The organism is Pseudoalteromonas sp. Xi13, from assembly GCF_003952205.1.
GTDB classification, from domain to species: domain Bacteria; phylum Pseudomonadota; class Gammaproteobacteria; order Enterobacterales; family Alteromonadaceae; genus Pseudoalteromonas; species Pseudoalteromonas atlantica.
This window is the reverse complement of the sequence record NZ_CP034439.1, coordinates 2,421,857-2,444,943: the sequence shown is the minus strand read 5'-3', so window position 1 is coordinate 2,444,943 and position 23,087 is coordinate 2,421,857. Positions and strand designations below refer to the sequence as shown.

Below are 23,087 nucleotides of genomic sequence, written 5' to 3'. Positions count from 1 at the left end.
CCAGTAAGGGTTACTGGCGCAATGAATTTATACAACTACGGTACGAAAGTAGCTACGCCAATTTCGTTGGTTGTATCGATTTTTGGCTCAACGCTTGCAGCTTTTGTTAAAATAGCTGAAGGAGCAATATCACGACGTAAGTTCATTTCTGATTCTGTACGAATTAAATCGCCACGTAAAGAGTTTGGTAACGCTTCGGTAATACGTACATCAACAAACTGGCCGATCACTGTGTGTGGACCAACAAAGTTAACTACACGGTTGTTTTCGGTGCGGCCACGTAATTCCATTGGGTTCTTTTTCGAAGGCCCCTCAACTAAAATACGTTGCTCTGTATCAAACATTTGGCGGCTAATTTGTTGTGCCATTTGTGTAATACGGTTTTGTAGTAAGTATAAGCGCTCTTTTTTCTCTTGCTCTGATACGTCATCAGGTAAGTCGGCGGCAGGCGTACCTGGACGCGCACTGTAAATAAAGCTAAAGCTCATATCAAAGCCAATGTCGTTAATTAGGTTCATTGTGGCTTCAAAGTCTGTTTTGCTTTCACCTGGGAAACCAATAATGAAGTCTGACGACATGCTTAAGTTAGGGCGAATTTTACGCAGCTTACGTATTGTTGATTTGTACTCAAGCGCTGTATGGCCGCGTTTCATTAAATTAAGAATACGGTCTGAACCACTTTGCACAGGTAGGTGTAAGTGATCAACAAGTTCTGGTACATCAGCGTACGCATCAATAATATCTGGCGTAAACTCTACTGGGTGCGAGGTGGTGTAACGAATACGGTCAATGCCATCAATCGCTGCTACATAACGGATTAAATCTGAGAAGTAACAAATTTCGCCATCGTGTGTTTCACCGCGGTATGCATTTACATTTTGACCAAGCAGGTTTACTTCACGTACGCCTTGCTCGGCAAGTTGTGCAACTTCTAATAATACGTCATCTAATGGGCGGCTAACTTCTTCACCACGGGTATAAGGTACAACACAAAAAGTACAGTACTTAGAACAACCTTCCATTATTGATACAAATGCAGACGGGCCTTCTGCTTTTGGCTCTGGTAAACGGTCAAACTTTTCAATTTCTGGGAACGAAATATCAACCACCGATGAGCCTTTGTCGCCTTGCACTTGTTTAATCATTTCTGGTAAACGGTGCAATGTTTGTGGGCCAAAAATAACATCAACAAACGGTGCGCGCTGGCGAATAGAGTCACCTTCTTGAGAGGCAACACAACCACCTACACCAATAATTAAATCTGGCTTGTCGTCTTTTAATAACTTCCAGCGACCTAATTGGTGAAATACTTTTTCTTGCGCTTTTTCACGAATTGAACAGGTGTTAAGTAAAATAACGTCGGCGTCTGCTGCTTCTTCCGTTAGCTGGTAGCCGTTGGTTGCATCTAAAAGATCAGCCATCTTCTGAGAGTCGTACTCGTTCATCTGACAACCCCAAGTTTTGATATGCAGCTTTTTGCTCATTGAAATATAGCCTCGTGTTCAATTCGGTAGTGGCACAAAAATGTGCTTAAAACGGGATTAAGGAGCAAGGTTGCTCACTTAAAGGACGCGTATTTTAGCTGGATACCCGCCCAGATCCAAGTATAGTTTTCATGTTTGTGATCTCAAATCAATACACAGGCAGTTTAATAGCGTGATAGTTATATACTCTCGCACTAATGCGGCGAGTTACGGTACAATCAAAACAGTTTTACGTATTAACCAAATGATGAAAAACATGACTCAAAACAAAGTGATTGTTGTAGGCGCTGGGATGGTCGGTGCGGCCATGGCCATAAAGCTTGCACAGCAAGGAAAATCAGTACAAATAATAGAAAAAAAACTGATTAACGCCGACGCCATTTTAGCAAGTGATCAGGTAGATATACGGGTATCGGCTATTAACCGTTTTTCAGAAAACCTGCTGGACGAGCTAGGGGCTATGCCTATTTTAAGGCAAAATCGATTAGCACCTTACACGCAGTTAGAAGCATTTGAGCGCGGTGGCGACAACCTATTATTTGATTGCGCCGATATTAATACTTCGCACTTAGGTCATTTAATTGAAAACAATTTAATACAAGCAAGCCTTTGGCAGCAGTTTGCACATTATAATATTGAGGTTATTGAACAGTCAGCACCTTTAAGCGCTATTGAGCAAGACATAACGTCAATCACCCTCATTTATGGCGATACCCGTTACACTGCTGATTTAGTTATTGCAGCCGATGGCGGGCAATCGCAGCTACGTGCCAAGGCAAATATTGGTGTAACAGGGTGGCAGTATCAGCAGCACTGCATGGGCGTACTAATAAAGCTAGATGCGCCGCAGCAAGTAAAAACATGGCAACAATTTACCCCTACAGGCCCGTTAGCCTTTTTACCTATGCAGGCGCCATACGCTAATTTAATTTGGTACGACAGCGCCAATACCTTACAAAACTTTAAAGGGTTAACGGCTGATCAAATAAAAGCGCATGTTTTAAATAAGTTTCCGCTTCTTGCAGGGGGTTTTGAGGTGCAAAGCCATGCGGTATTTCCGCTTACCCGTCAGCATGCAAATAATTACTCTAATGGGCGTTTGGTGTTAGTGGGCGATGCGGCTCACACAATTAACCCACTGGCCGGGCAAGGCGTTAATTTAGGCTTTCAAGATGTGGTGGCACTCGCACAGGCGCTTGAAGACGCTGATGATATTGGTTGTCCGCTAAAACTAAAAGAATACGAGCGAAGCCGCCGTAAAGCCAACCTATTAATGATGAGCATGATGGATGCGTGTTACTTTGGTTTTTCTAATCAAATTACGCCACTAAAATGGGCACGCAGCCAGTTTTTAAAAATGGCTAACAATACCGGTCCGTTAAAAAACTGGGTATTAAAATACGCCATTAGTGGGGAGCTTAATTAAATCCGCTTAAGTGATTGGCTAAATTAATAAATGCACGGCCAATCACTCCCTTTCTTATGCCACTTGGCACCTGCATAGTTGTCACTATTAATTTATTCCGTTATTGCGTTTTTTTGCCATACTCAAACTACTAACCAATTAAAAGTTGTGTGTTTGTGGATAATTTTTTTATTTTTATACTCATTGTCGGCGCTTTGCTATTAACGCTGAGCATTGTGCCAACAATAAAAATTTGTAAAAAAACTAACCGTGTTTCGTGGATTTTGCTACTGGCGCTTATTTTTAGCTTTATAGTGGGTTATTGGTATGTACTTTATTATTTTGTAAATAACGATATAGCCGGATTTATTGCTATGAGCGTATCGCTAATTTTATTTGGCGGGGGCGCTTTTGTTTATTTAGTTATTCAGCTCAGTTATAAAAGTATTTTAAAAATAGACAGCTATGCAAAACGTCAACGAACCCTTGCCGAAAACGACAGCTTAACTGGCCTCCCTAATCGAAAAAAGTTTTTTCAGGTGCTTAACAAACAAGTTAAGTACGAGCCTTCGTTTTATTTAATGCTTATAGATTTAAACCGCTTTAAATCGATTAATGACTCATACGGCAATAAAGTAGGGGATATGCTGTTAAGCATTTTTTCAAAAACACTCAACCATAATATTGTGGGAATAGCCAAGCTGTACCGTTTAGGCGGCGATGAATTTGCACTTATTGTTGATAGCTCAGCCAATGAGGCAATTAATTTATGTATTGAAGCAATAAAAAAATCAACCAAACACCCATTTCATATTTACGAACATAGCTTACGTGTACACGTGACTGTGGGAATAACAACCTTTGCGAATCACTCGTCGCACGCTAACGAGCTATTAAAGCAAGCAGACTTAGCACTACATGAGGCTAAAGACACACAGCAACTGTATGTACATTACTTTGAGGCGCTGAGCACCCGAGCAAATGAGCTTTCAAATATGACCTCACGTATTAAGCACGCCATTAAAAACCACGAATTTGAGCTTTATTTACAGCCTATTTTTGATGCCAGAGCCGATGAAGTACATGGTGCAGAGGCATTAATACGCTGGCCGCAAAGTGATGGCTCTTTTATTAGCCCCGAGGTATTTATTGGCATTGCTGAGCAAAGTGGGTTGATATTAAATATTTCTAAATGGGTGCTACTAGAAACAATAAAGCATTTAAAGGTGTTAAAAGCAGCTGGGTTTATAGGTTCGTTGCATGTAAACCTTTCTACTAAAGATTTAGAAAGCCCGGAGTTTTATGAGTTTGTTGAAGAACTAGTAAAGCATGACCCAACGTTAAGCGACGCAATTATTTTTGAAATAACCGAATGCGCCATGATGACAAACCTAGAAGCCGCCCGCACAATGATGCAAAAACTAAATAGCAGAGGGTTTGAATTTAGTGTAGATGATTTTGGTACGGGTTTTTCTTCTTTGGTATTACTGCGAGAATTACCTATAAGCCAAATAAAAATAGATCAGTCATTTATAAAAGACATGCTGACTCAAATAGCAGATTACGCGATTGTTGAATCGACATTGTTTTTAGCGACGCGACTTAATTGTAAAGTGGTGGCAGAGGGAATAGAAGATAACGATCTTAAACAAACGTTAACGCTAATGGATTGTGATTATTTGCAAGGGTATTATTTTAGCAAGCCAGTAAACATTAATGAGTTTATACACAAATATGCTAATGAGGAAGAGTACAGGATAATATAGAAATTGGCTGGGATACCAGGATTTGAACCTGGGAATGCCAGGATCAAAACCTGGTGCCTTACCGCTTGGCGATATCCCAACGCTAAATTTGGAATAGTTTTAGTTCTAGATAAGAACATGGTGCGGAAGGAGAGACTTGAACTCTCACATCCTAAGATACTGGAACCTAAATCCAGCGCGTCTACCAATTCCGCCACTCCCGCATTTTACATACACAGGTGTTAATGTATAGGAACCTAAATCCAGCGTCTAATTCAAGACAAATGCTAATTCCGATACTCCCGCATATGGTCATTCTTTATAGCAATTTCTTTGGTAGAAGAAATTGGCTGGGATACCAGGATTTGAACCTGGGAATGCCAGGATCAAAACCTGGTGCCTTACCGCTTGGCGATATCCCAACAAAGAATTAGCTGATTATTTTAGTTCTTATCGAGAACATGGTGCGGAAGGAGAGACTTGAACTCTCACAACCTAAGTTACTGGAACCTAAATCCAGCGCGTCTACCAATTCCGCCACTCCCGCATTTAACATACACAGGTGTTAATGTATTGGAACCTAAATCCAGCGTCTAATTCAAGACTACTGACAATTCCGATACTCCCGCATATTGTCATTCTTTATAGCAATTTCTTTGGTAGAAGAAATTGGCTGGGATACCAGGATTTGAACCTGGGAATGCCAGGATCAAAACCTGGTGCCTTACCGCTTGGCGATATCCCAACAAAGAATTAGCTGATTATTTTAGTTCTTATCGAGAACATGGTGCGGAAGGAGAGACTTGAACTCTCACATCCTAAGATACTGGAACCTAAATCCAGCGCGTCTACCAATTCCGCCACTCCCGCATTTTTACTTTGAATAATCAAAGAAAGGTAGTTATTTTAAACTCTTCATTGAGCTGCAATTTAACTCTTGCAGAGCCACTTCTAAAAAAGAAATGGTGGCTAAGACGGGATTTGAACCTGTGACCCCATCATTATGAGTGATGTGCTCTAACCAGCTGAGCTACTTAGCCATTGTTGGCTGGGATACCAGGATTTGAACCTGGGAATGCCAGGATCAAAACCTGGTGCCTTACCGCTTGGCGATATCCCAACAGAAAACAATTGATAGTTTAGTTCATATCAGAACATGGTGCGGAAGGAGAGACTTGAACTCTCACATCCTAAGATACTGGAACCTAAATCCAGCGCGTCTACCAATTCCGCCACTCCCGCATTTTCACTTTGAATAATCAAAGGAAGGTAGTTATTTTAAACTCTTCATTGAGCAACAAAAGAAAAATGGTGGCTAAGACGGGATTTGAACCTGTGACCCCATCATTATGAGTGATGTGCTCTAACCAGCTGAGCTACTTAGCCATCTCTTTTGTTATCACTTCATCGCTGAGTGCGGGGCGTATTATGCTGATATGACCCAAATCCGTCAACACCTTTTTTGCAAAAAAACACTTAACAGGGTTTGTTTGCAGGAAAATTAAGCTAAGAGGCTAAATTTTAATAAATTTGCTGTTTTTTTAACTGTAAATCAACTGTCAAAGTACACTAAGTAATAACAACTTAAAACCGTTAATATAAAAACTGCTGAGTATTTCAGCAGTCGCTTTGCGATCAAGTTGTATTAAAGCCGAGTTTATTGGGTATTTTAGCTATTGAATGAAGTTATGATACTTAACAACCAGGCTATTCAGTCATTTTAAGTAGGCATAACTTGCACTAGTTGCGTTAAAAATACATATTAATCACCGCGCGGGGGGAGTTGGTAGGGCAATTTGCTTACTACTGATGCGTATTTCTTACGTTAAATAAAGTATTTAACTTAGCTCGTTAGTATAATACCAATCCGTAATAAGACTTATATCATTTTTAGGGACTAAACGTGTCGCTATCTGTGTTAATAAATTATTTTAGAACAACTAAATAGCGAATTTTCCTAGCTATCAACAGGTTTTTCTATCTTCAAAATAGATCGCTTAATTATGCTAATTACTATAAAAAGCCAAAAATGATTAAGGCCATTTGTCTTTTGGATAAAAATTATTTGGGTAAAGGCATAAAAAAACCCGCATTAAGCGGGCTTTTATAAACAGATTGTTTAGGCGTAATTATACGTTGAACAAGAAGTTCATTACATCGCCATCTTTAACAATGTACTCTTTACCTTCTTGACGCATTTTACCGGCTTCTTTAGCGCCACCTTCGCCATTAAAGGCAATGTAGTCGTCATAAGCAATGGTTTGTGCGCGAATAAAGCCACGTTCAAAGTCGGTGTGAATTTTACCAGCCGCTTGCGGCGCAGTTGCACCTACTGGAATAGTCCACGCGCGTACTTCTTTTACACCTGCAGTGAAGTAGGTTTGTAAATGTAATAGCTCGTAACCACCGCGAATAACACGGTTTAGGCCTGGTTCTTCTAAACCTAGGTCTGCCATAAATTCAAGCTTGTCTTCTTCATCTAGTTCAGAAAGCTCAGATTCGATTGCAGCACACACCGGAATTACTACAGCATCTTCAGACTCTGCAATAGCACGTACACGGTCAAGGTGTGGGTTATTTTCAAAGCCATCTTCAGCTACGTTAGCAATGTACATAGTAGGCTTAATAGTTAAGAAGTTAATTGAGCTAATTGCTGCTTTTTCTTCTTTAGTAAGCTCTAAAGAGCGAAGTGTTAACCCTTCGTCTAAGTGTACTTTAACTTTTTCAAGTACTGCATTTTGCTCTTTAGCGTCTTTATCGCCGCCTTTCGCTTTTTTAGCGTTACGGAAAATTGCTTTATCAGCGCTGTCCATATCGGCAAGTACTAATTCGGTATTGATAACGTCAATATCGTCAGCAGGGTCAATAGTACCTGCAACGTGAATTACGTTTTCGTCTTCAAAACAGCGAACTACATGGCCAATTGCATCCGTTTCACGAATGTTTGCTAAAAATTGGTTTCCTAAACCTTCACCTTTTGATGCGCCTTTTACTAAACCAGCAATATCAACAAATTCCATACTAGTAGGTAGAATACGTTGAGGATTTACAATTTTTGCTAGCTCGTCTAAGCGAGGATCGGGTACCGGTACTACACCTGTGTTAGGTTCGATGGTACAAAAAGGAAAGTTAGCGGCTTCAATACCCGCTTTAGTTAGTGCATTAAAAAGCGTTGATTTACCAACATTAGGCAAGCCAACGATGCCACATTTAAAACCCATAGTAAGATACCTTGTTAAGATTCGTTTAAACGATTATGGTTTAAAAGAATGTAGTCTGTTTTGTGCTTTTAACACACCATCTTTTGCAAGTATTTCCATACAACGAACTGCTTCATCAACCGCTGCATCCATTTTTTCTTGGTCTTCTTTGGCTGCTTTTCCAAGCACCCAACCGGTAACCATTTCACGATGCCCTGGATGACCGATACCTATGCGTAAACGCATAAAATCTTTTTGGTTTGCCATTTTTGCAATAATGTCTTTTAAGCCATTATGACCGCCATGACCGCCACCTTTTTTAAGTTTGGCAACGCCTGGGTCTAAATCCATTTCGTCATGGGCAACAAGTATGTTTTCCACGGGGATTTTGAAAAAATTGGCTAAACTACCGACCGCTTTACCACTTAAGTTCATGTAGGTGGTGGGGATCAATAATTTGAATTCTTGGCCTTGGATGATCACTTTGCCTGTTAGGCCGTGATATTTAGGATCGTGTTTGAGCGTGCAGTTGTAGCGTGCTGCGAGTTCTTCAATGAACCAAGCACCTGCATTGTGGCGTGTGTTTGCGTATTCGGGGCCTGGATTAGCCAGGCCCACAAGCATTTGAATAGAATTCAAGGTGCAAGACCTTAAATATTATTCAGCAGCGTCTGAAGCTTCTTCTTCAGTAGGAGCTGCTTTGTTAGCTTTGATTGTAACTACTGACAGGTCGTGGCCTTCGCCTTTACCTAGTTCAACAGACTGAACACCTGAAGGAAGTTCAAGGTCAGAAATGTGAACTGAATCACCAACTACTAAATTAGAAACGTTAACTTCAACGAATTCTGGAAGTGCTTTAGGAAGACAAGAAATCTCAACTTCAGTTAACTGGTGAACAACAGTTGCGCCAGCTTTAGTAACTGCTTCTTCACCGATGAAGTGAAGAGGAACTTTAGTTACTAATTTGTGAGTTGCATCTACACGTTGGAAATCAAGGTGAGTGATTTTTGGCTTGAATGGGTGACGTTGAATATCTTTTAAGATAGCTTCAACAGACTCGCCGCCAACATTTAGCGTAAGAATGTGCGTGTAAAAACCTTCGCTTTCTTGTGCTTTGATCATGTCTTTATGAGCAAGAGTAAGCGATACCGCTTCTTTATCTGCACCGTAAAGGATAGCAGGTACTTTGTCTTCGCGACGTAGGCGGCGGCTCGCACCAGTACCAGTTTCTACGCGAAGTTCAGCGTTGTAAGTATAAGTTTCGTTAGACATAATGTCTCCAATAATTAAAAGTGTTAGGGCCTTTGCGACCAAGGTCCCTACCCAAAAGGCGCGCTATCATAACACCGCCCCCCGATAAAATAAACAACACATACAAAAAAAGCGCCAAAAGGCGCTTATATGTTCCAACGAATGTGTGATTTTAGTGTTCAAACATCGCTGAAATAGATTCTTCATTGCTGATGCGACGAATTGTTTCGGCTAACATGTCAGCAAGAGTCAGTACTTTTACTTTATCAAGCGCTTTTAATTCATCAGATAACGGAATTGAGTCAGTTACAATTACTTCATCAATTACTGAGTTACGAATGTTCTCTGCAGCTTTGCCAGATAAAATAGGGTGCGTTGCATAGGCAAATACGCGTTTAGCACCGTGTTCTTTAAGTGCTTCTGCGGCTTTACATAAAGTACCACCGGTATCAATCATATCATCTACGATAATACAGTCGCGGCCTTCAACATCACCAATAATATGCATTACTTGAGAAACGTTTGCTTGAGGGCGACGTTTATCAATAATAGCAAGGTCTGTGTCGTGAAGTAGTTTTGCAATAGCACGGGCACGTACTACACCACCAATATCTGGTGATACTACAACAACGTCTTCAAACTCACGCTCTTCCATATCTTCAAGTAATACAGGGCTACCAAATACGTTATCTACTGGTACGTCAAAGAAACCTTGTATTTGCTCAGCGTGTAAATCAACCGTAAGAACGCGGTCAACACCTACACTTGATAAGAAATCGGCAACAACTTTAGCGGTAATTGGAACGCGCGCAGAACGTACTCGACGGTCTTGACGTGCATAACCAAAATAAGGAATGACGGCAGTAATACGACCTGCTGATGCACGACGTAGAGCATCAACCATAACGATAAGTTCCATTAGGTTATCGTTAGTAGGGGCACAGGTTGATTGCAAGATAAAAACATCCGAGCCACGAACATTTTCATTTATTTGAACACTGATCTCACCGTCGCTAAAACGGCCAACAACAGCATCGCCTAATTCAATATACAAACGTTTTGCAACTTTTTGAGCTAACTCAGGTGTTGCGTTACCAGCGAAGAGCTTCATGTCAGGCACGGTAGGGTTCCTCAGGCACTGAATTTTTGGACTAACGGGTAAATAGGTAAAACCCACTACGCGTTAACTTATGATTACTTGTACGTTACTTCATTGATCGAATATGGCGGCAAGCTCCGTATGAGCAGGTGAGACATTTGCGCTAGAAGCAACAAAACCCTGCCAAGTATGGGGGAGGTTATCAAGTACATCTTGTGCTTGAACTTGGCTAGCAAATTCGACAAAACAACATGAACCTGTTCCGGTCATCTTCGACGGGGCGTATTTTAGCAACCACTGCAGGGTTTTTTCAACCTCGGGGCAGAGCTTTTTAACTAAAGGCTCACAATCGTTGGTTAATTTATGGGTTCGCCAATCACCTGAAATTTTTGGTGTATCGCGTTTTAAATCTGGGTGAGTGAATATTTTAGCGGTACTGACATGCTGATTAGGGTGCACAACGCAATACCATTTTTGTTCAAGCTCTACGTCAACCAATTGTTCGCCAATACCGTGTGCTATGGCGCTTTTACCACGAATAAATACCGGCACGTCGGCGCCTAATTGCAGGCCTAAGTTTGCTAATTCATCAATATTTAGTTGTGTATTCCACATTTTATTAAGTGCAAGTAACGTGGTGGCTGCATCGGATGAACCGCCTCCCACACCGCCACCCATAGGTAAACGTTTAGTGAGATTTATTTTTACACCTGATGAAATGCCACAGTGATTTTTAAGCAATAACGCGGCTTTATAGATGAGATTATCGCAATCTGCTATGCCTTTCGTATCACCTGTTATTAAAATAGTAGGGGCTTCGTTAACTGAAAAGTCGAGTGTGTCGCCAAAATTTAAAAAGGTAAATAAGGTTTCTAGTTCGTGATAACCGTCATCACGGCGCGCATTGATGTGTAAAAATAAGTTAAGTTTTGCCGGTGCAATGACCGAAAAAGCTGTTTTAGTATTCATACTTAATTAAATTGCCAATTGTAGAGTTGAATTTTGATTTTAATTTGCTGATGTTTTAGCGTGACATTGCCAGGAACCCAAAAGCCACCTTGCTGTTTATAGTTTGAATACGTTATTTGCCACTTTTTATTGCTGTTATCGTACCAAATAACTTGTTGTGCACGGCCAAGTTCGTCTACTTTTAATGTTTGCGACATTAACGTGCCTTTTAACCAGTTATCAGCGTTATCAACTGGAAGGTCAAAACCGGTTAAGCGTTTTAATAATAACGCGGCGTTAGTATCTGTGTATGTTTTATCGTCGTAATCAAGTACCGCACCTGTGCGGGTTTGTTTAAGCGACAATATACGAGTACCAATAAACGTAGTGAGCACTAAGTTGTTTTGTTTTTCGTCTTGTTGCCAATTTAAGTTTGCAGATTGGCGCTCATCAGGGCTTATAAACGCTAATTTACCTTGTGCTTGCCAGGTTTTTTGCGCTGCTAAGCGTGGTTTCCAATCATCGTAAAGCGTTGTTTTTGTATCAATTTGGTGGGCGCAGCCCGCTAAAAACAAAAAAAGAGTGAATAAAATTAAATAATGTCTAATCAAATGTTGTTCCTTACTTTCCATATTCTGCTGATTTTTGGTAAAATTGCCGCCTTTAAAGTAGGGCGCAGCAATATTTGGCAAATATGACCATCATAGCACTTGGTATAAATCACAAAACCGCATCCGTAGAATTACGTGAAAAAGTGGCTTTTTCGCCTGAGCAAATGTCTGAGGCGCTCCAGCAATTAAGCGGTCATGCCGACTTTAACGAAGCCGTTATTGTATCTACCTGTAACCGTACCGAAATCTATTGTAGCCTTGAGCAGTCAAATTCCCAAGCACTGCTAGCCTGGCTTGCCAGTTTCCATGGTTTGGATGAACACGAACTGAGCAAAAATATATATTGCCACCAAGGTGATGCAGCCATTAATCATTTAATGCGTGTTGCGTGCGGCTTAGATTCGTTGGTATTGGGCGAGCCGCAAATTTTAGGGCAAATTAAGCAAGCTTATCATAGCGCCAAAACACACGATGCCGTAGGCGTTAAGTTTGACAGGTTGTTTCAAAAAACCTTTTCGGTAGCTAAGCAGGTCCGTACCGACACCGATATTGGTGCCAGTGCTGTGTCGGTGGCGTTTGCTGCGGTTAATTTAGCAAAACATATTTATGGCAAGCTTGATAAAACCAATGTGTTATTAATTGGTGCCGGCGAAACAATAGAGCTTGTAGCTAAACATTTATATCAAAATGAGCCGCAACAAATTACGGTTGCCAATAGAACCATTGAGCGTGCACGCGGTTTAGCGCAGGAAGTGTCGGCCGATGTGATTGCGCTGGCACAACTACCTGAGCGTTTACACAAAGCCGATATTGTTATTAGCTCAACCGCCAGTACGTTACCAATAATAGGTAAAGGGGTGGTGGAGCAAGCATTAAAACAGCGCCGCCATAAACCTATGCTGTTTATTGATATTGCCGTACCACGTGATATAGAAAGCCAAGTAGGCGAGCTTGACGCAGCCTATTTATATTCCGTTGATGACTTACAAGCCATTGTAAGCGAGAATATGGCCGCGCGTGAACAGGCGGCAGAACAAGCACAATTAATAATAAGCGAGCGCGTAAAAGAATTTGAAATGTGGGTTCGCTCTCTCGATTCGGTTGATTTAATTCGCCACTACCGAAACGACGTGCAAACCATTAAGTCAGAACTTGTTGAGCGGGCGGTTAGTCAGCTAAATACAGGTAAAGACGCAGAAAAAATTATATTAGAGTTGGCCAATAAATTAACCAACCGCTTAATGCACGCGCCTACCCGTGCAATTCAAGATGCGGCTAAAAAAGGTGAAGTGGCACAACTAACTCAGTTGAAAAAAATGTTAGGTATTGATCAGGAATAACAGTTAAATGAAAGAGTCTGTATATCGTAAATTAGAAACCTTAGTAGAGCGCTACGAAGAAGTACAAGCGCTACTGAGCGATCCGTCGGTCATTAGTGATCAAAACCGCTTTCGTGCTCTTTCAAAAGAATACTCTGAGCTTGAAGAAATTGTAAAAACATTTTTAGCATACCAACAAGCGCAAGACGATGTAGCGACTGCTGAAGAAATGTTAAAAGATTCAGACCCAGATATGCGTGAAATGGCGCAAGAAGAATATAAAGAAGCTAAAGCGCAAATTTTATCATTAGAAGATGAGCTACAAGTGCTTATGCTTCCTAAAGATCCTAAAGATAACAACAATGTATTTTTAGAAGTACGTGCGGGTACCGGTGGTGACGAAGCGGCTATTTTTGCAGGCGATTTATTTAGAATGTACAGCCGTTACGCCGAAACACAAAAATGGAAAGTTGAAGTGGTGAGCACCAACGAAGGTGAACACGGCGGCTACAAAGAAGTTATCGCAAACATTAGCGGTGAAGGTGTGTACGGTAAGCTTAAGTTTGAATCGGGCGCTCACCGTGTACAACGTGTACCAGAGACTGAGTCGCAAGGGCGTGTACATACCTCTGCGTGTACGGTCGCAGTAATGGCCGAAATTCCAGAAGCTGAAGCCATTGAAATAAACACCGCCGATATAAAAGTAGATACCTTTAGAGCCTCGGGCGCCGGTGGTCAGCACGTAAATAAAACCGACTCGGCAATTCGTATTACTCATATTCCAACGGGTGTTGTGGTTGAGTGTCAGGATGAGCGTTCGCAACATAAAAACCGTGCTAAAGCGATGTCGGTACTTGCCGCGCGTTTACAGCAAGCCGAAGATGAAAAACGTCATGCGGCTGAGGCCTCTGAGCGCCGTAACTTAGTGGGCAGTGGCGATCGCTCTGAGCGTATTCGTACATACAACTACCCGCAAGGGCGTATTACCGATCACCGTATTAATTTAACGCTTTATCGCTTAAACGAAGTGGTAACTGGTGATTTAGGCGCAATTATCGATCCATTAATGCAAGAGCATCAGGCTGATTTACTTGCTGCAATGGGCGATGAGTAATTGTGAACCACACGCTTGAGCAGGCAATAGCGGTTGGTGCAACTAAACTTGCACCAACTAGCGACAGCGCTAAATTAGACGCACAAGTACTGCTATTACATATTCTTCAAAAACCCCGCAGTTACTTATTTACCTGGCCAGATAACCTACTTAGCAGCGAGGAGCAGCGCCAATATGATGAATTTTGTGAACGGCGTTTAAATGGTGAACCCGTAGCGCATATTATTGGCCAGCGCGAATTTTGGAGCTTAGCGCTCGAGGTGAATGCCACGACGCTTATTCCTAGGCCTGATACCGAAACACTCGTTGAGCAAGCTTTAGCACTTACCGTGCCTGAGCAAGCAAAAGTGCTTGATTTAGGCACTGGCACCGGCGCTATTGCACTTGCACTTGGTAGTGAAATGCCAACATGGCAAATTACAGCAGTCGACAAAGTAGCAGATGCGGTGGCCTTAGCGACTCGGAATCAGCAGCGTTTAGCCATTAATAATGTGCAAGTTAAGCAAAGTAACTGGTTTAGCGCGCTGAAAAATGAGCAGTTTAATTTAATTGTGACCAACCCCCCGTACATTGAACACGACGATAAACATTTAAAAGAAGGGGATGTGCGCTTTGAACCTCTTTCTGCGTTAGTGGCCGATGAGGCAGGAATGGCTGATATAAAACAAATAATTACACAATCACGTGACTATTTGCTCCCTAGTGGCTATCTTTTAATAGAACATGGTTTTGAACAGGGTGAAGCTGTTCGGCATTTGTTTAAGCAAATGGCGTATATAAATATTAAAACAGTAAAAGACTTGGGAAATAACGATCGTGTAACGCTCGCACAGTGGCCTTAATTTGATAATAAACAGCCATGATTGTGTGTTCTATAAATGCATTAAGGAACCTTTAATATGATGGGTGATTTTTTATTTTCAGATGAGCCAGATGAGTTAGAAAGTGAAGTAGAGCTTGGCACTTGGAAAGTATTAATCGTTGATGACGAACCTGAAGTTCATGCTGTTACAAAGCTTGCGTTGAGTGATTTTGAATTTCAGAATAAACGTTTAGAATTTTTAAGCGCATACTCGGGCGCTGAAGCAAAAGAATTAATAAATGCGCACCCAGATGCCGCTATTGTACTGCTAGATGTGGTAATGGAAACAGATGACGCTGGGTTACAGGTTGCTAAATTTATTCGCGAAGAAGCTAATAATAATCATATTCGCATTATTTTAAGAACCGGTCAGCCTGGGCAGGCGCCTGAACGCCAAGTTATTATTAATTACGATATTAACGACTATAAATCGAAAACAGAGCTGACAGCGCAAAAGCTCTTTACTGTGATTATGTCGAGCTTACGCTCGTATCGCGATATTATTTCTATAGAGCAATCTCGCGAAGGGCTTGAAAAAATTATTGTTGCCTCGCGCGATATATTTGCCACACGTTCAATAGAGCAGTTTATTGAAGGGGTGATGCAGCAACTTACCTCGTTATTAGGCATTGCTGATCAAGCGGTGTATGCCACTACGTTAGTGGCGCAAAATACGCAAGAAAATAGTAACGATAAGCTAATAGTACGCTCTGGTACCGGTGAGTTTGAGCAAAGCGAGGGTAAAGAGTTAGATGCGGTGCTGCAAAACGAGCAACTAGAGGCGTGTCATCAAGCACTTAAAGATAAAAGCATAATTTATAAAGATAACTACTTATTTGCTTATTGTAGTAGCGAATACAATCACAATTCGATGTTATTTATATCGGGGATCCCTAAAAATATAACCGATACGCAACGTAATTTAATTGAGATTTTTTCGCAAAATGTACAACTAGCATTTGAGAACGTGCAACGACAACAACGTTAATCGTTACTATAAATTTAAAAAGCACATAGCCTTGCGACTATGTGCTTTTTAGTTTGTGAGGCATAATAGCCAAAGCAGTGCGTAGGGCTTGGTATTATACAAGCCGCGATAATACTTAATCATGTTGAGGGGCTAAACATGTTGCTATCAGCGTTAAAAAATTCTTATTTAGAACAACTAAATAGCAAATTTTTTGCCTAGCTATCAACACGTTTTTCCATCCTCAAAATAGATCACTTAATTAAGCGGAATGGTATTAAACGCACTTAACTAAATTTAACAAAACAAAAAGTACTGAGGCTTATGGATTATTTAGCAGTAAAACACTCACACATGGCAATTGCTATGCTAAGCGTTATCTTATTTTACATCCGCTCTTTTTCGCGTATGGGCAGTGGCAAGCTTGCCAAAAATAAACTGGTTTTTATTGGCAGTCACAGCATTGACACTTTATTACTTATTTCTGCAATAACATTGGTGTTCATGGCAAAAATAAACCCCTTTGAGCAACTATGGTTATTAGAAAAAATAGTGCTTGTAGTGATTTATATTGCGATAGGTATTATTAGTGCTAAACAAACTAATACGCTGCCAAAAATTATGTATGTGGTAGTTAACACGGTTGTGATTTTAGCGATAGGGTATTTGGCAACGGCAAAATCGCCGCTACTTTTATAATACCTACTCTGTTGCAAGTTAAGTGTCGGTGCGTGTATATGCTTTTTAAACACGCACGATACTTATAAGTATGGGACTTAAACCCCCAAGGAACTTGAGTAACAGTTAATACACCTTTGCCCGTCTCATAGCCTTCACCATTTTTCAGCCAGGCTGGCCTACTCCTTTTACTATAAAGCACACCTTTGGGGTATAATTACGGGTGGGAGCTTCGCTGTATTGGTAACTATCCGCAAAATTAGGTAAACTACGCCTTCGTTTTTTAATAAATGTTGTAGTATTGATGACCACCCTCGGGTATGACGAACACGACGAATCTTATTTAGATGATGCATATGATGAATTTACTCCACCGCCACTTTATCGGTGTATTAATGCAGAGTCGAAATGGGACCCTCAAATAGATTTAGCGCCAACTTTTTCTGTATTAACTGACTTTGAGCAGCAGATCACTGCTATGTGCGCAAAGCAAAAAGACCCACACGATAGATTAGAAGTCCTTCTTGATATTTTTTATAGCAAATGGCTATTTAGCGCCTCTGGGCTAAAGGTGCCAGAGCATAAAATAAATAGCTTAAGCTATACACTCACTATGCGCAGCGGCTCTATAACCACATTAGGTATTTTATTGAGCCATTTGCTTGAGCAAGCGCAATTAGATGCCAGTGTGTGTATTAACCAGGGTGATATAAGCGTGCATGTCGCGATAAGTGATGAAGAAGGCTACATTATTGAGCCTAGCAGTGGGCAACAAAGCTGGTACATCATTCCTGAAAATGCGGATGAAGAAAATGGCCAAGAGCAAGAGCCACTTGAACTTATTTATAACGATGAAGTTTATAAATTGTTTTTAGCGCAGCAAAAATGGTCGTTTATTAGCGAAAATAAATTTGGCCACGCGCTGGTATGTGTTGAGTTGCTAATGGAGCTATTAGGCGATGACCCGTACGAGAGACGCGACAGAGGTTACTTACTCAATCAGTTAGATTGTCCTAAAATGGCACGCGATGATTTACAGTTTTTTATTGATGAGTGCCCGGACGATCCGGCAATTGAAATTATTCAGCATCAACTAGAAGAACTTGAAGATAATAATAAAACACACCATTAAGAATAGGAACAAATATGGCTGATACTCACACTGCATTAATTACTAACGATGCTGTTGTACTGGGTTTGCTTGCTATAATTTTAGGGTTCATTTTTAAAACCTCTAGCAGCGAAAACCCCAAACTAAAAGCATTTTATAAATATGTACCAGCATTATTGCTGTGTTACTTTTTACCTTCTTTACTCAATACGTTTGGCATTGTAGATGGGCATAGTTCAAATGTTTACTATGTTGCTTCGCGCTATTTGCTGCCAGCATGTTTAATCTTACTTACCATTAGTATTGATTTAAAAGCGATTATTAATTTAGGCCCCAAAGCGCTAATTATGTTTTTAGTGGGCACGCTGGGTATTGTGATTGGTGGGCCTTTATCTATTTTAGTGGTTAGTGTATTTAGCCCTGATTTAGTAGGCGGCCACGGCCCAGATGCTGTTTGGCGTGGTATGACAACGGTTGCCGGCAGCTGGATTGGCGGCGGCGCTAACCAAGCTTCAATGAAAGAAATGTTTGAAGTGGGCGGCGATATATTCTCGGTTATGGTGACCGTTGATGTGATTGTGGCGAATATTTGGATGGCTGTTTTATTACTAATGGCCGCAAACCATAAAAAAATTGATGCCGCAACAGGGGCTGATACAACCGCCATAGAAGATTTAAAAAACCGTGTTGAGCAATACCATGCAGAGCATGCCCGCATGCCGACACTCAATGACTACATGACCATTATTGCCATAGCATTTGGTATAACGGGGCTAGCTCATTTTTGTGCCGACTTTTTAGGGCCGTTTTTTGCAAACAATTATGCGTGGGCTAAAGAGTACAGCTTAAACAGTAAATTCTTTTGGCTAATTGTTATTTCAACCACTATTGGTATTAGTTTATCATTTACTAAAGTAAGGCAAATAGAAGCGTTTGGCGCATCAAAAGTTGCTTCAAGCTTTTTATATATTTTAGTGGCATCAATTGGCTTACATATGAACGTAACCGCTATATTTAGTAACCCTGGGTTATTTTTAATTGGGGCTATTTGGATGCTAACACACGCAAGTTTAATGCTGATTGTAGCCAAAGTAATAAAAGCCCCGTTATTTTATATGGCGGTGGGCTCGCAAGCTAACGTTGGCGGCGCTGCGTCGGCGCCTGTGGTGGCTTCTGCGTTTCACCCTTCGCTTGCGCCAGTGGGCGTTTTATTAGCTGTACTAGGGTATGGTGTAGGTACATATATGGCCTACATTTGTGGATTAATGATGCAAGCAGTTGCACCTTAAGGAATTTAAATGAACAACCAAGTAATTAATATTAATAACATTGAGCTGGCAAACGACAAACCATTTGTATTATTCGGTGGTATGAATGTTTTAGAGTCGCGCGATTTAGCAATGCGTATTGCAGAGCACTATGTAGAAGTAACGTCTAAATTAAATATTCCTTATGTATTTAAAGCCTCGTTTGATAAAGCGAATCGCTCATCAATAAATTCTTACCGCGGCCCAGGTATGGAAGAAGGCTTAAAAATATTTGAAGAGATTAAAAACACCTTTAATATTCCGCTTATAACCGACGTGCACGAACCACACCAAGCAGCGCCTGTTGCTGAAGTGGTTGATGTAATTCAGTTACCTGCATTTTTAGCACGCCAAACCGATTTAGTGGTAGCTATGGCTAAAACGGGTGCCATTATTAATGTGAAAAAACCACAGTTTTTAGCGCCGCACGAAATGCGCCATATCATTACTAAATTTAATGAAGCAGGTAATGATAATGTGGCACTGTGTGAGCGCGGCTCAAGCTTTGGCTACAACAACTTAGTTGTTGATATGCTAGGTATGGATGACATGAAAGCCATGGCACCGGTTATTTTTGATGCCACCCATGCACTACAGCGCCCAGGTGGGCGAGCTGACTCTGCTGATGGACGCCGTGCACAAGCTGCCGAGCTTGCTCGCAGCGGCATGGCACTGGGCATTGCGGGCTTATTTATTGAAGCGCACCCTAACCCTAATGAAGCAAAGTGTGATGGTCCATGTGCATTGGCACTTAGCAAGCTTGAAGGGTACTTATCGCAAATGAAAGCGGTAGATGATTTAATTAAAAGCTTTGCACCACTTGATACAAGCGCAAGCGATTTATAATTTAACACCTATTTAGGTAATAGTTAAAAAGCGACTTAGGTCGCTTTTTTTATTCCATTAATATACACACACAACGATGCTGTATATAATCTTACGCATAAGAAAAACTAATTCTAAGCTTGGTTACTATGTCAAGACGAGTCCCCCCATTAAACGCACTTAAAGCTTTTGAAGCCGCGGCACGCCATTTAAGCTTTACTAAAGCAGCAGAAGAGCTGTATGTAACGCAAGCGGCAGTGAGCCATCAAATTAAAACCCTTGAAGAGCATTTAGGCTTAAAATTGTTTTTACGTAAAAATCGCTCGTTATTATTAACCGAAGAAGGCCAAGGCTACTTTTTAGATATTAAAGAAATTTTTACCCAGCTGATAGATGCCACCGAAAAGCTACTTGCTCGCGGTGCAAAAGGCTCGCTTACCGTAAGTTTAACCCCGAGTTTTGCAATTCAGTGGTTGGTACCTCGATTAAGTTTATTTAACGAACTCCACCCCGAAATAGATGTGCGTATAAAAGCGCAAGACCAAGACGAAAACTCGTTAACCGATGATGTAGATATTGCTATTTACTACGGCCGAGGCCACTGGAGTGGGGTTCAAACTTACAAATTGCACACCGAGTATTTAGTGCCTTTATGTAGCCCACTGTTATTAAGCGGGCATAAACCGCTTAATCAACCGAGTGACTTAGCCCAGCACACCTTGTTACACGATACCACGCGCCGTAACTGGAAAACCTGGATGAAAACGGCGGGTGTACGTAATGTACAAGTGAATCAAGGCCCTATATTTAGCCACTCATCAATGGTGCTCCAAGCCGCGGTGCACGGTCAAGGTGTAGCAATAGGCAATAGTGTGCTTGCCAAACCCGATATTGACGCGGGACGTTTAGTGATCCCATTTAGCCACAGCTTAGAGAGTAAAAACGCGTATTACTTAGTGATTAGAGAGTCGCAAACAGAGCTGGGTAAAATAGTCTCGTTTAAAGATTGGATGCTGAGCTTAGTTGAACAAGAACAAGAGTATTAATAATGATTGAATGGTTTAAAAGCGCAACGCAGCCGGCTATTGCACAGTTTATATTTGCGCATGGTGCCGGAGCTGGATCAGATTCTGATTTTATGCAGCATATGGCTAAACTCATTAGTGCGCAGGGTATTGATGTAGGTTTATTTGATTTTGAATACATGCAAATTGCTAAACAAACACAAAAACGTAGACCGCCAGAGCGAGCCCCTAAACTGTTAGCTTATTACGAGCAAGTACTAACAAATGCGCAACCTAATTTACCGTTATTTATTGGCGGCAAGTCGATGGGCGGGCGTATGGCGTCTATGCTTGCTTGTAGCTCTACACAACCGATTGCAGGTGTATTAGCGTTTGGCTATCCGTTTCATCCGCCCGGTAAGCCAGAAAAGCTACGCACCGATCATTTTGCAGACATACCTTGCCCGTTTTTAGTCTTACAAGGCGAGCGAGATACCTTTGGCACCCGTGAAGAGCTTAAAACACTTTCTATGCCAAAACAGCCAAGTTATGTGTGGCTTAGCGATGGCGACCATTCACTCAAACCACGCAAAAAAAGTGGTGTGAGCGAGCTGCAAAATCGTGAAACTGCAGCGCTTGAAGCAGGGAAATTTATAGCCAATAGAGTGGAGCAATTATGATTAAATTATTTTTACTCACAGGCAGCTTTTTTTGCATGCTGTCGGTTATGTTAGGGGCATTTGCCGCGCATGGCTTAAAAAGCCGTTTAACTGAGTATTCACTCGGGGTATTTAAAACCGCAGCTGAGTATCAAATGGTGCATGGTTTAGCGCTTATAGCCGTGGCGATTCTTATTAAGTGGGGTATTAATTTAACCGTGGCGGGAGGTTTTTTTATTGCCGGTACACTGCTTTTTAGTGGCAGTTTATATTTATTAGCCCTAAGCGGCATGAAGTGGTTAGGCCCAATAACCCCATTAGGTGGGTTATGTTTTATAATTGGTTGGGTTGTTATTTTAGTGCAAGTTGCACGATTTAAGTTTTAAAGAGTTTAAGGGTTAATATGTCTAGTGTTGTGATTTATTGTCGTAGTGGTTTTGAAAACGATGCGGCTGCTGAAATAACGTTTCATGCTGCCGAGCAAGGTTTTGCCGGCTATGTAAAAGCCAAACCAAATACCGGCTACGTGATTTATGAATGTTTTGAAGCGCAACACAGCGACGAAATAATCAAAAAGGTTGACTTTAAAAATATGGTATTTGCGCGCCAGTGGTTTGCTGGCACGTTAATCGAAAATATGCCGGTAGAAGATAGGGTCACTGCATTAAAAGAAGCCGCAAAGGATTTTCCTTTGTGTAGTGAATTGCGCGTAGAAACCCCCGATACTAACGAAGGCAAAGAGCTGCTTACCTTTTGTAAAAAAATATCAACGCCGTTAAAAAAAGCACTCGAAAAACAAAACACGGTATTACGTGAGCCAAAGGCAAACCGCCCGGTAATGCATGTACTATTTTTAGCAAACAATGCCGCGTATGTAGGGTATTCGTATAGTTATAATAATTCGCCGTTTTTTATGGGCATTTTACGTTTACGTATGCCAAGTGACGGACCGAGCCGCTCAACGTTAAAACTTGACGAAGCCTTTAATGTTTTTATCCCTGAAAAAGAGCGAGAAGCGCGAGTACAACCAGGCATGCGAGGGGTTGATTTAGGCGCTTGCCCAGGCGGTTGGACCTATCAATTAGTACGCAGAGGCATGTTTGTTAGCGCAATAGATAATGGCCCAATGAACGATAGTTTGATGGAAACAGGCCAAGTTAAACACTTTAGAGCCGATGGTTTTAAATACCGCCCAGAAAAAAGAAATATTAACTGGTTAGTGTGCGATATGGTGGAAAAACCAACCAAAGTGACTAATCTAATGATTGACTGGGCAGTAAACGCATACGCCAAAGAGCTGATATTTAATTTAAAGCTGCCTATGAAAAAACGCTTTGATAGTGTTTATGAATGCCTAACGATGATCAAAGAAGAGCTTACTAAGTACGGTATAACCTATGAGTTGCAAGCTAAGCATTTGTATCATGATCGTGAGGAAATCACCGTTCATTTAAACGTTGTTAAGGTGCCCCAAAATTTGTATAGCTAAATCATAGAG

The 23,087-nt window shown here is 41.2% G+C and carries 20 protein-coding genes, 10 tRNA genes and 1 pseudogene; 14 read left to right on the top strand and 17 right to left on the bottom strand.

All coding sequences use genetic code 11. The features are described from left to right. Positions 1 to 35 precede the first annotated feature (35 nt). A complete protein-coding gene (gene miaB, locus EJ103_RS11035) occupies positions 36 to 1,484 on the bottom strand; it encodes a tRNA (N6-isopentenyl adenosine(37)-C2)-methylthiotransferase MiaB (RefSeq protein WP_029774570.1) in 1,449 nt (482 codons plus the stop codon). A 244-nt stretch (positions 1,485 to 1,728) separates the two neighbouring features. Between miaB and EJ103_RS11030 the strand changes: the two genes are divergently transcribed. Beyond that, the gene (locus tag EJ103_RS11030; protein ID WP_206435499.1) at positions 1,729 to 2,910 is read left to right on the top strand and encodes an FAD-dependent monooxygenase; all 1,182 of its coding nucleotides are present in this window, start codon (positions 1,729 to 1,731) and stop codon (positions 2,908 to 2,910) included. Between the two features lie 155 nt (positions 2,911 to 3,065). After that, on the top strand, positions 3,066 to 4,655 hold the full coding sequence (locus EJ103_RS11025) for a bifunctional diguanylate cyclase/phosphodiesterase (protein ID WP_126007652.1): 1,590 nt from the start codon (positions 3,066 to 3,068) through the stop codon (positions 4,653 to 4,655). 4 nt (positions 4,656 to 4,659) lie between these two features. On the opposite strand, the gene EJ103_RS11020 is transcribed toward EJ103_RS11025, so the two are convergent. The 16 genes from EJ103_RS11020 to lolB all read right to left on the bottom strand — a co-directional run bounded on the left by EJ103_RS11020 (position 4,660) and on the right by lolB (position 11,743). After that, positions 4,660 to 4,734 (bottom strand) — tRNA-Gln (locus EJ103_RS11020). A gap of 39 nt (positions 4,735 to 4,773) precedes the next feature. Then, positions 4,774 to 4,858 (bottom strand) — tRNA-Leu (locus EJ103_RS11015). A 123-nt stretch (positions 4,859 to 4,981) separates the two neighbouring features. Next, positions 4,982 to 5,056, bottom strand: a tRNA-Gln gene (locus EJ103_RS11010). A 40-nt stretch (positions 5,057 to 5,096) separates the two neighbouring features. Next, positions 5,097 to 5,181 (bottom strand) — tRNA-Leu (locus EJ103_RS11005). 123 nt (positions 5,182 to 5,304) lie between these two features. Then, a tRNA-Gln gene (locus EJ103_RS11000) sits at positions 5,305 to 5,379 on the bottom strand. Between the two features lie 40 nt (positions 5,380 to 5,419). Beyond that, positions 5,420 to 5,504 (bottom strand) — tRNA-Leu (locus tag EJ103_RS10995). A 93-nt stretch (positions 5,505 to 5,597) separates the two neighbouring features. Beyond that, positions 5,598 to 5,674, bottom strand: a tRNA-Met gene (locus tag EJ103_RS10990). Positions 5,675 to 5,679: 5 nt separating this feature from the next. Continuing rightward, a tRNA-Gln gene (locus EJ103_RS10985) sits at positions 5,680 to 5,754 on the bottom strand. Between the two features lie 37 nt (positions 5,755 to 5,791). Then, a tRNA-Leu gene (locus EJ103_RS10980) sits at positions 5,792 to 5,876 on the bottom strand. A gap of 67 nt (positions 5,877 to 5,943) precedes the next feature. After that, positions 5,944 to 6,020: transfer RNA gene (locus EJ103_RS10975), tRNA-Met, on the bottom strand. Between the two features lie 743 nt (positions 6,021 to 6,763). Beyond that, complete coding sequence (gene ychF / locus EJ103_RS10970; protein WP_004588829.1) at positions 6,764 to 7,855, bottom strand: redox-regulated ATPase YchF; 1,092 nt, start codon at positions 7,853 to 7,855, stop codon at positions 6,764 to 6,766. Between the two features lie 33 nt (positions 7,856 to 7,888). Further along, on the bottom strand, positions 7,889 to 8,473 hold the full coding sequence (gene pth / locus EJ103_RS10965; protein WP_024033868.1) for an aminoacyl-tRNA hydrolase: 585 nt from the start codon (positions 8,471 to 8,473) through the stop codon (positions 7,889 to 7,891). 18 nt (positions 8,474 to 8,491) lie between these two features. Further along, a complete protein-coding gene (locus EJ103_RS10960) occupies positions 8,492 to 9,106 on the bottom strand; it encodes a 50S ribosomal protein L25/general stress protein Ctc (protein WP_004588831.1) in 615 nt (204 codons plus the stop codon). Positions 9,107 to 9,257: 151 nt separating this feature from the next. Beyond that, the gene (locus EJ103_RS10955; protein WP_004588832.1) at positions 9,258 to 10,205 is read right to left on the bottom strand and encodes a ribose-phosphate pyrophosphokinase; all 948 of its coding nucleotides are present in this window, start codon (positions 10,203 to 10,205) and stop codon (positions 9,258 to 9,260) included. Positions 10,206 to 10,295: 90 nt separating this feature from the next. Next, on the bottom strand, positions 10,296 to 11,153 hold the full coding sequence (gene ispE, locus EJ103_RS10950) for a 4-(cytidine 5'-diphospho)-2-C-methyl-D-erythritol kinase (RefSeq protein WP_004588833.1): 858 nt from the start codon (positions 11,151 to 11,153) through the stop codon (positions 10,296 to 10,298). A 2-nt stretch (positions 11,154 to 11,155) separates the two neighbouring features. Next, a complete protein-coding gene (gene lolB, locus EJ103_RS10945; RefSeq protein WP_126007650.1) occupies positions 11,156 to 11,743 on the bottom strand; it encodes a lipoprotein insertase outer membrane protein LolB in 588 nt (195 codons plus the stop codon). A gap of 83 nt (positions 11,744 to 11,826) precedes the next feature. Here lolB and hemA point away from each other — a divergent pair, with 83 nt between their 5' ends. The 12 genes and pseudogenes from hemA to rlmM all read left to right on the top strand — a co-directional run bounded on the left by hemA (position 11,827) and on the right by rlmM (position 23,078). Next, entirely contained in the window at positions 11,827 to 13,083 is a 1,257-nt protein-coding gene (hemA, locus tag EJ103_RS10940) for a glutamyl-tRNA reductase (protein WP_004588835.1), read from the top strand. A gap of 7 nt (positions 13,084 to 13,090) precedes the next feature. Continuing rightward, the gene (gene prfA, locus EJ103_RS10935) at positions 13,091 to 14,176 is read left to right on the top strand and encodes a peptide chain release factor 1 (protein WP_004588836.1); all 1,086 of its coding nucleotides are present in this window, start codon (positions 13,091 to 13,093) and stop codon (positions 14,174 to 14,176) included. A gap of 2 nt (positions 14,177 to 14,178) precedes the next feature. Continuing rightward, positions 14,179 to 15,018: a peptide chain release factor N(5)-glutamine methyltransferase gene (gene prmC, locus EJ103_RS10930; RefSeq protein ID WP_126007648.1), complete on the top strand. Its 840-nt coding sequence runs from the start codon at positions 14,179 to 14,181 to the stop codon at positions 15,016 to 15,018. Positions 15,019 to 15,075: 57 nt separating this feature from the next. Next, positions 15,076 to 16,011: pseudogene (locus EJ103_RS10925) on the top strand (DUF3369 domain-containing protein); the annotation flags it as partial. A 318-nt stretch (positions 16,012 to 16,329) separates the two neighbouring features. Next, on the top strand, positions 16,330 to 16,704 hold the full coding sequence (locus tag EJ103_RS10920; protein WP_064384853.1) for a SirB2 family protein: 375 nt from the start codon (positions 16,330 to 16,332) through the stop codon (positions 16,702 to 16,704). A 283-nt stretch (positions 16,705 to 16,987) separates the two neighbouring features. After that, complete coding sequence (locus EJ103_RS10915) at positions 16,988 to 17,815, top strand: tetratricopeptide repeat protein (RefSeq protein WP_126007646.1); 828 nt, start codon at positions 16,988 to 16,990, stop codon at positions 17,813 to 17,815. A gap of 14 nt (positions 17,816 to 17,829) precedes the next feature. After that, positions 17,830 to 19,083: a DUF819 family protein gene (locus EJ103_RS10910; protein ID WP_126007644.1), complete on the top strand. Its 1,254-nt coding sequence runs from the start codon at positions 17,830 to 17,832 to the stop codon at positions 19,081 to 19,083. A 9-nt stretch (positions 19,084 to 19,092) separates the two neighbouring features. After that, positions 19,093 to 19,947 carry a 3-deoxy-8-phosphooctulonate synthase gene (gene kdsA / locus EJ103_RS10905; protein ID WP_054983446.1) on the top strand — a complete coding sequence of 285 codons (855 nt, stop codon included), beginning with the start codon at positions 19,093 to 19,095 and terminating at the stop codon, positions 19,945 to 19,947. Between the two features lie 128 nt (positions 19,948 to 20,075). Next, positions 20,076 to 20,972, top strand: a complete 897-nt coding sequence (locus EJ103_RS10900) for a transcriptional regulator GcvA (protein ID WP_004588843.1) — start codon at positions 20,076 to 20,078, stop codon at positions 20,970 to 20,972. Between the two features lie 2 nt (positions 20,973 to 20,974). Beyond that, positions 20,975 to 21,610: an alpha/beta family hydrolase gene (locus EJ103_RS10895; protein WP_126007642.1), complete on the top strand. Its 636-nt coding sequence runs from the start codon at positions 20,975 to 20,977 to the stop codon at positions 21,608 to 21,610. Continuing rightward, complete coding sequence (locus EJ103_RS10890) at positions 21,607 to 21,975, top strand: DUF423 domain-containing protein (RefSeq protein WP_024034182.1); 369 nt, start codon at positions 21,607 to 21,609, stop codon at positions 21,973 to 21,975. Before EJ103_RS10895 ends, EJ103_RS10890 begins: the two co-directional genes overlap by 4 nt. A gap of 17 nt (positions 21,976 to 21,992) precedes the next feature. Further along, complete coding sequence (gene rlmM, locus EJ103_RS10885) at positions 21,993 to 23,078, top strand: 23S rRNA (cytidine(2498)-2'-O)-methyltransferase RlmM (protein ID WP_004588846.1); 1,086 nt, start codon at positions 21,993 to 21,995, stop codon at positions 23,076 to 23,078. Positions 23,079 to 23,087: the final 9 nt, after the last annotated feature.

What these genes read in the sequence shown, in the direction of transcription:
- miaB (WP_029774570.1), bottom strand. Translation starts at nt 1,484, where the DNA reads ATGAGCAAAAAGCTGCATATCAAAACTTGGGGTTGTCAGATGAACGAG.
- EJ103_RS11030 (WP_206435499.1), top strand. Translation starts at nt 1,729, where the DNA reads ATGATGAAAAACATGACTCAAAACAAAGTGATTGTTGTAGGCGCTGGG.
- ychF (WP_004588829.1), bottom strand. Translation starts at nt 7,855, where the DNA reads ATGGGTTTTAAATGTGGCATCGTTGGCTTGCCTAATGTTGGTAAATCA.
- EJ103_RS10960 (WP_004588831.1), bottom strand. Translation starts at nt 9,106, where the DNA reads ATGTCTAACGAAACTTATACTTACAACGCTGAACTTCGCGTAGAAACT.
- ispE (WP_004588833.1), bottom strand. Translation starts at nt 11,153, where the DNA reads ATGAATACTAAAACAGCTTTTTCGGTCATTGCACCGGCAAAACTTAAC.
- hemA (WP_004588835.1), top strand. Translation starts at nt 11,827, where the DNA reads ATGACCATCATAGCACTTGGTATAAATCACAAAACCGCATCCGTAGAA.
- prfA (WP_004588836.1), top strand. Translation starts at nt 13,091, where the DNA reads ATGAAAGAGTCTGTATATCGTAAATTAGAAACCTTAGTAGAGCGCTAC.
- EJ103_RS10920 (WP_064384853.1), top strand. Translation starts at nt 16,330, where the DNA reads ATGGATTATTTAGCAGTAAAACACTCACACATGGCAATTGCTATGCTA.
- EJ103_RS10915 (WP_126007646.1), top strand. Translation starts at nt 16,988, where the DNA reads ATGACCACCCTCGGGTATGACGAACACGACGAATCTTATTTAGATGAT.
- EJ103_RS10910 (WP_126007644.1), top strand. Translation starts at nt 17,830, where the DNA reads ATGGCTGATACTCACACTGCATTAATTACTAACGATGCTGTTGTACTG.
- kdsA (WP_054983446.1), top strand. Translation starts at nt 19,093, where the DNA reads ATGAACAACCAAGTAATTAATATTAATAACATTGAGCTGGCAAACGAC.
- EJ103_RS10900 (WP_004588843.1), top strand. Translation starts at nt 20,076, where the DNA reads ATGTCAAGACGAGTCCCCCCATTAAACGCACTTAAAGCTTTTGAAGCC.
- EJ103_RS10895 (WP_126007642.1), top strand. Translation starts at nt 20,975, where the DNA reads ATGATTGAATGGTTTAAAAGCGCAACGCAGCCGGCTATTGCACAGTTT.
- EJ103_RS10890 (WP_024034182.1), top strand. Translation starts at nt 21,607, where the DNA reads ATGATTAAATTATTTTTACTCACAGGCAGCTTTTTTTGCATGCTGTCG.
- rlmM (WP_004588846.1), top strand. Translation starts at nt 21,993, where the DNA reads ATGTCTAGTGTTGTGATTTATTGTCGTAGTGGTTTTGAAAACGATGCG.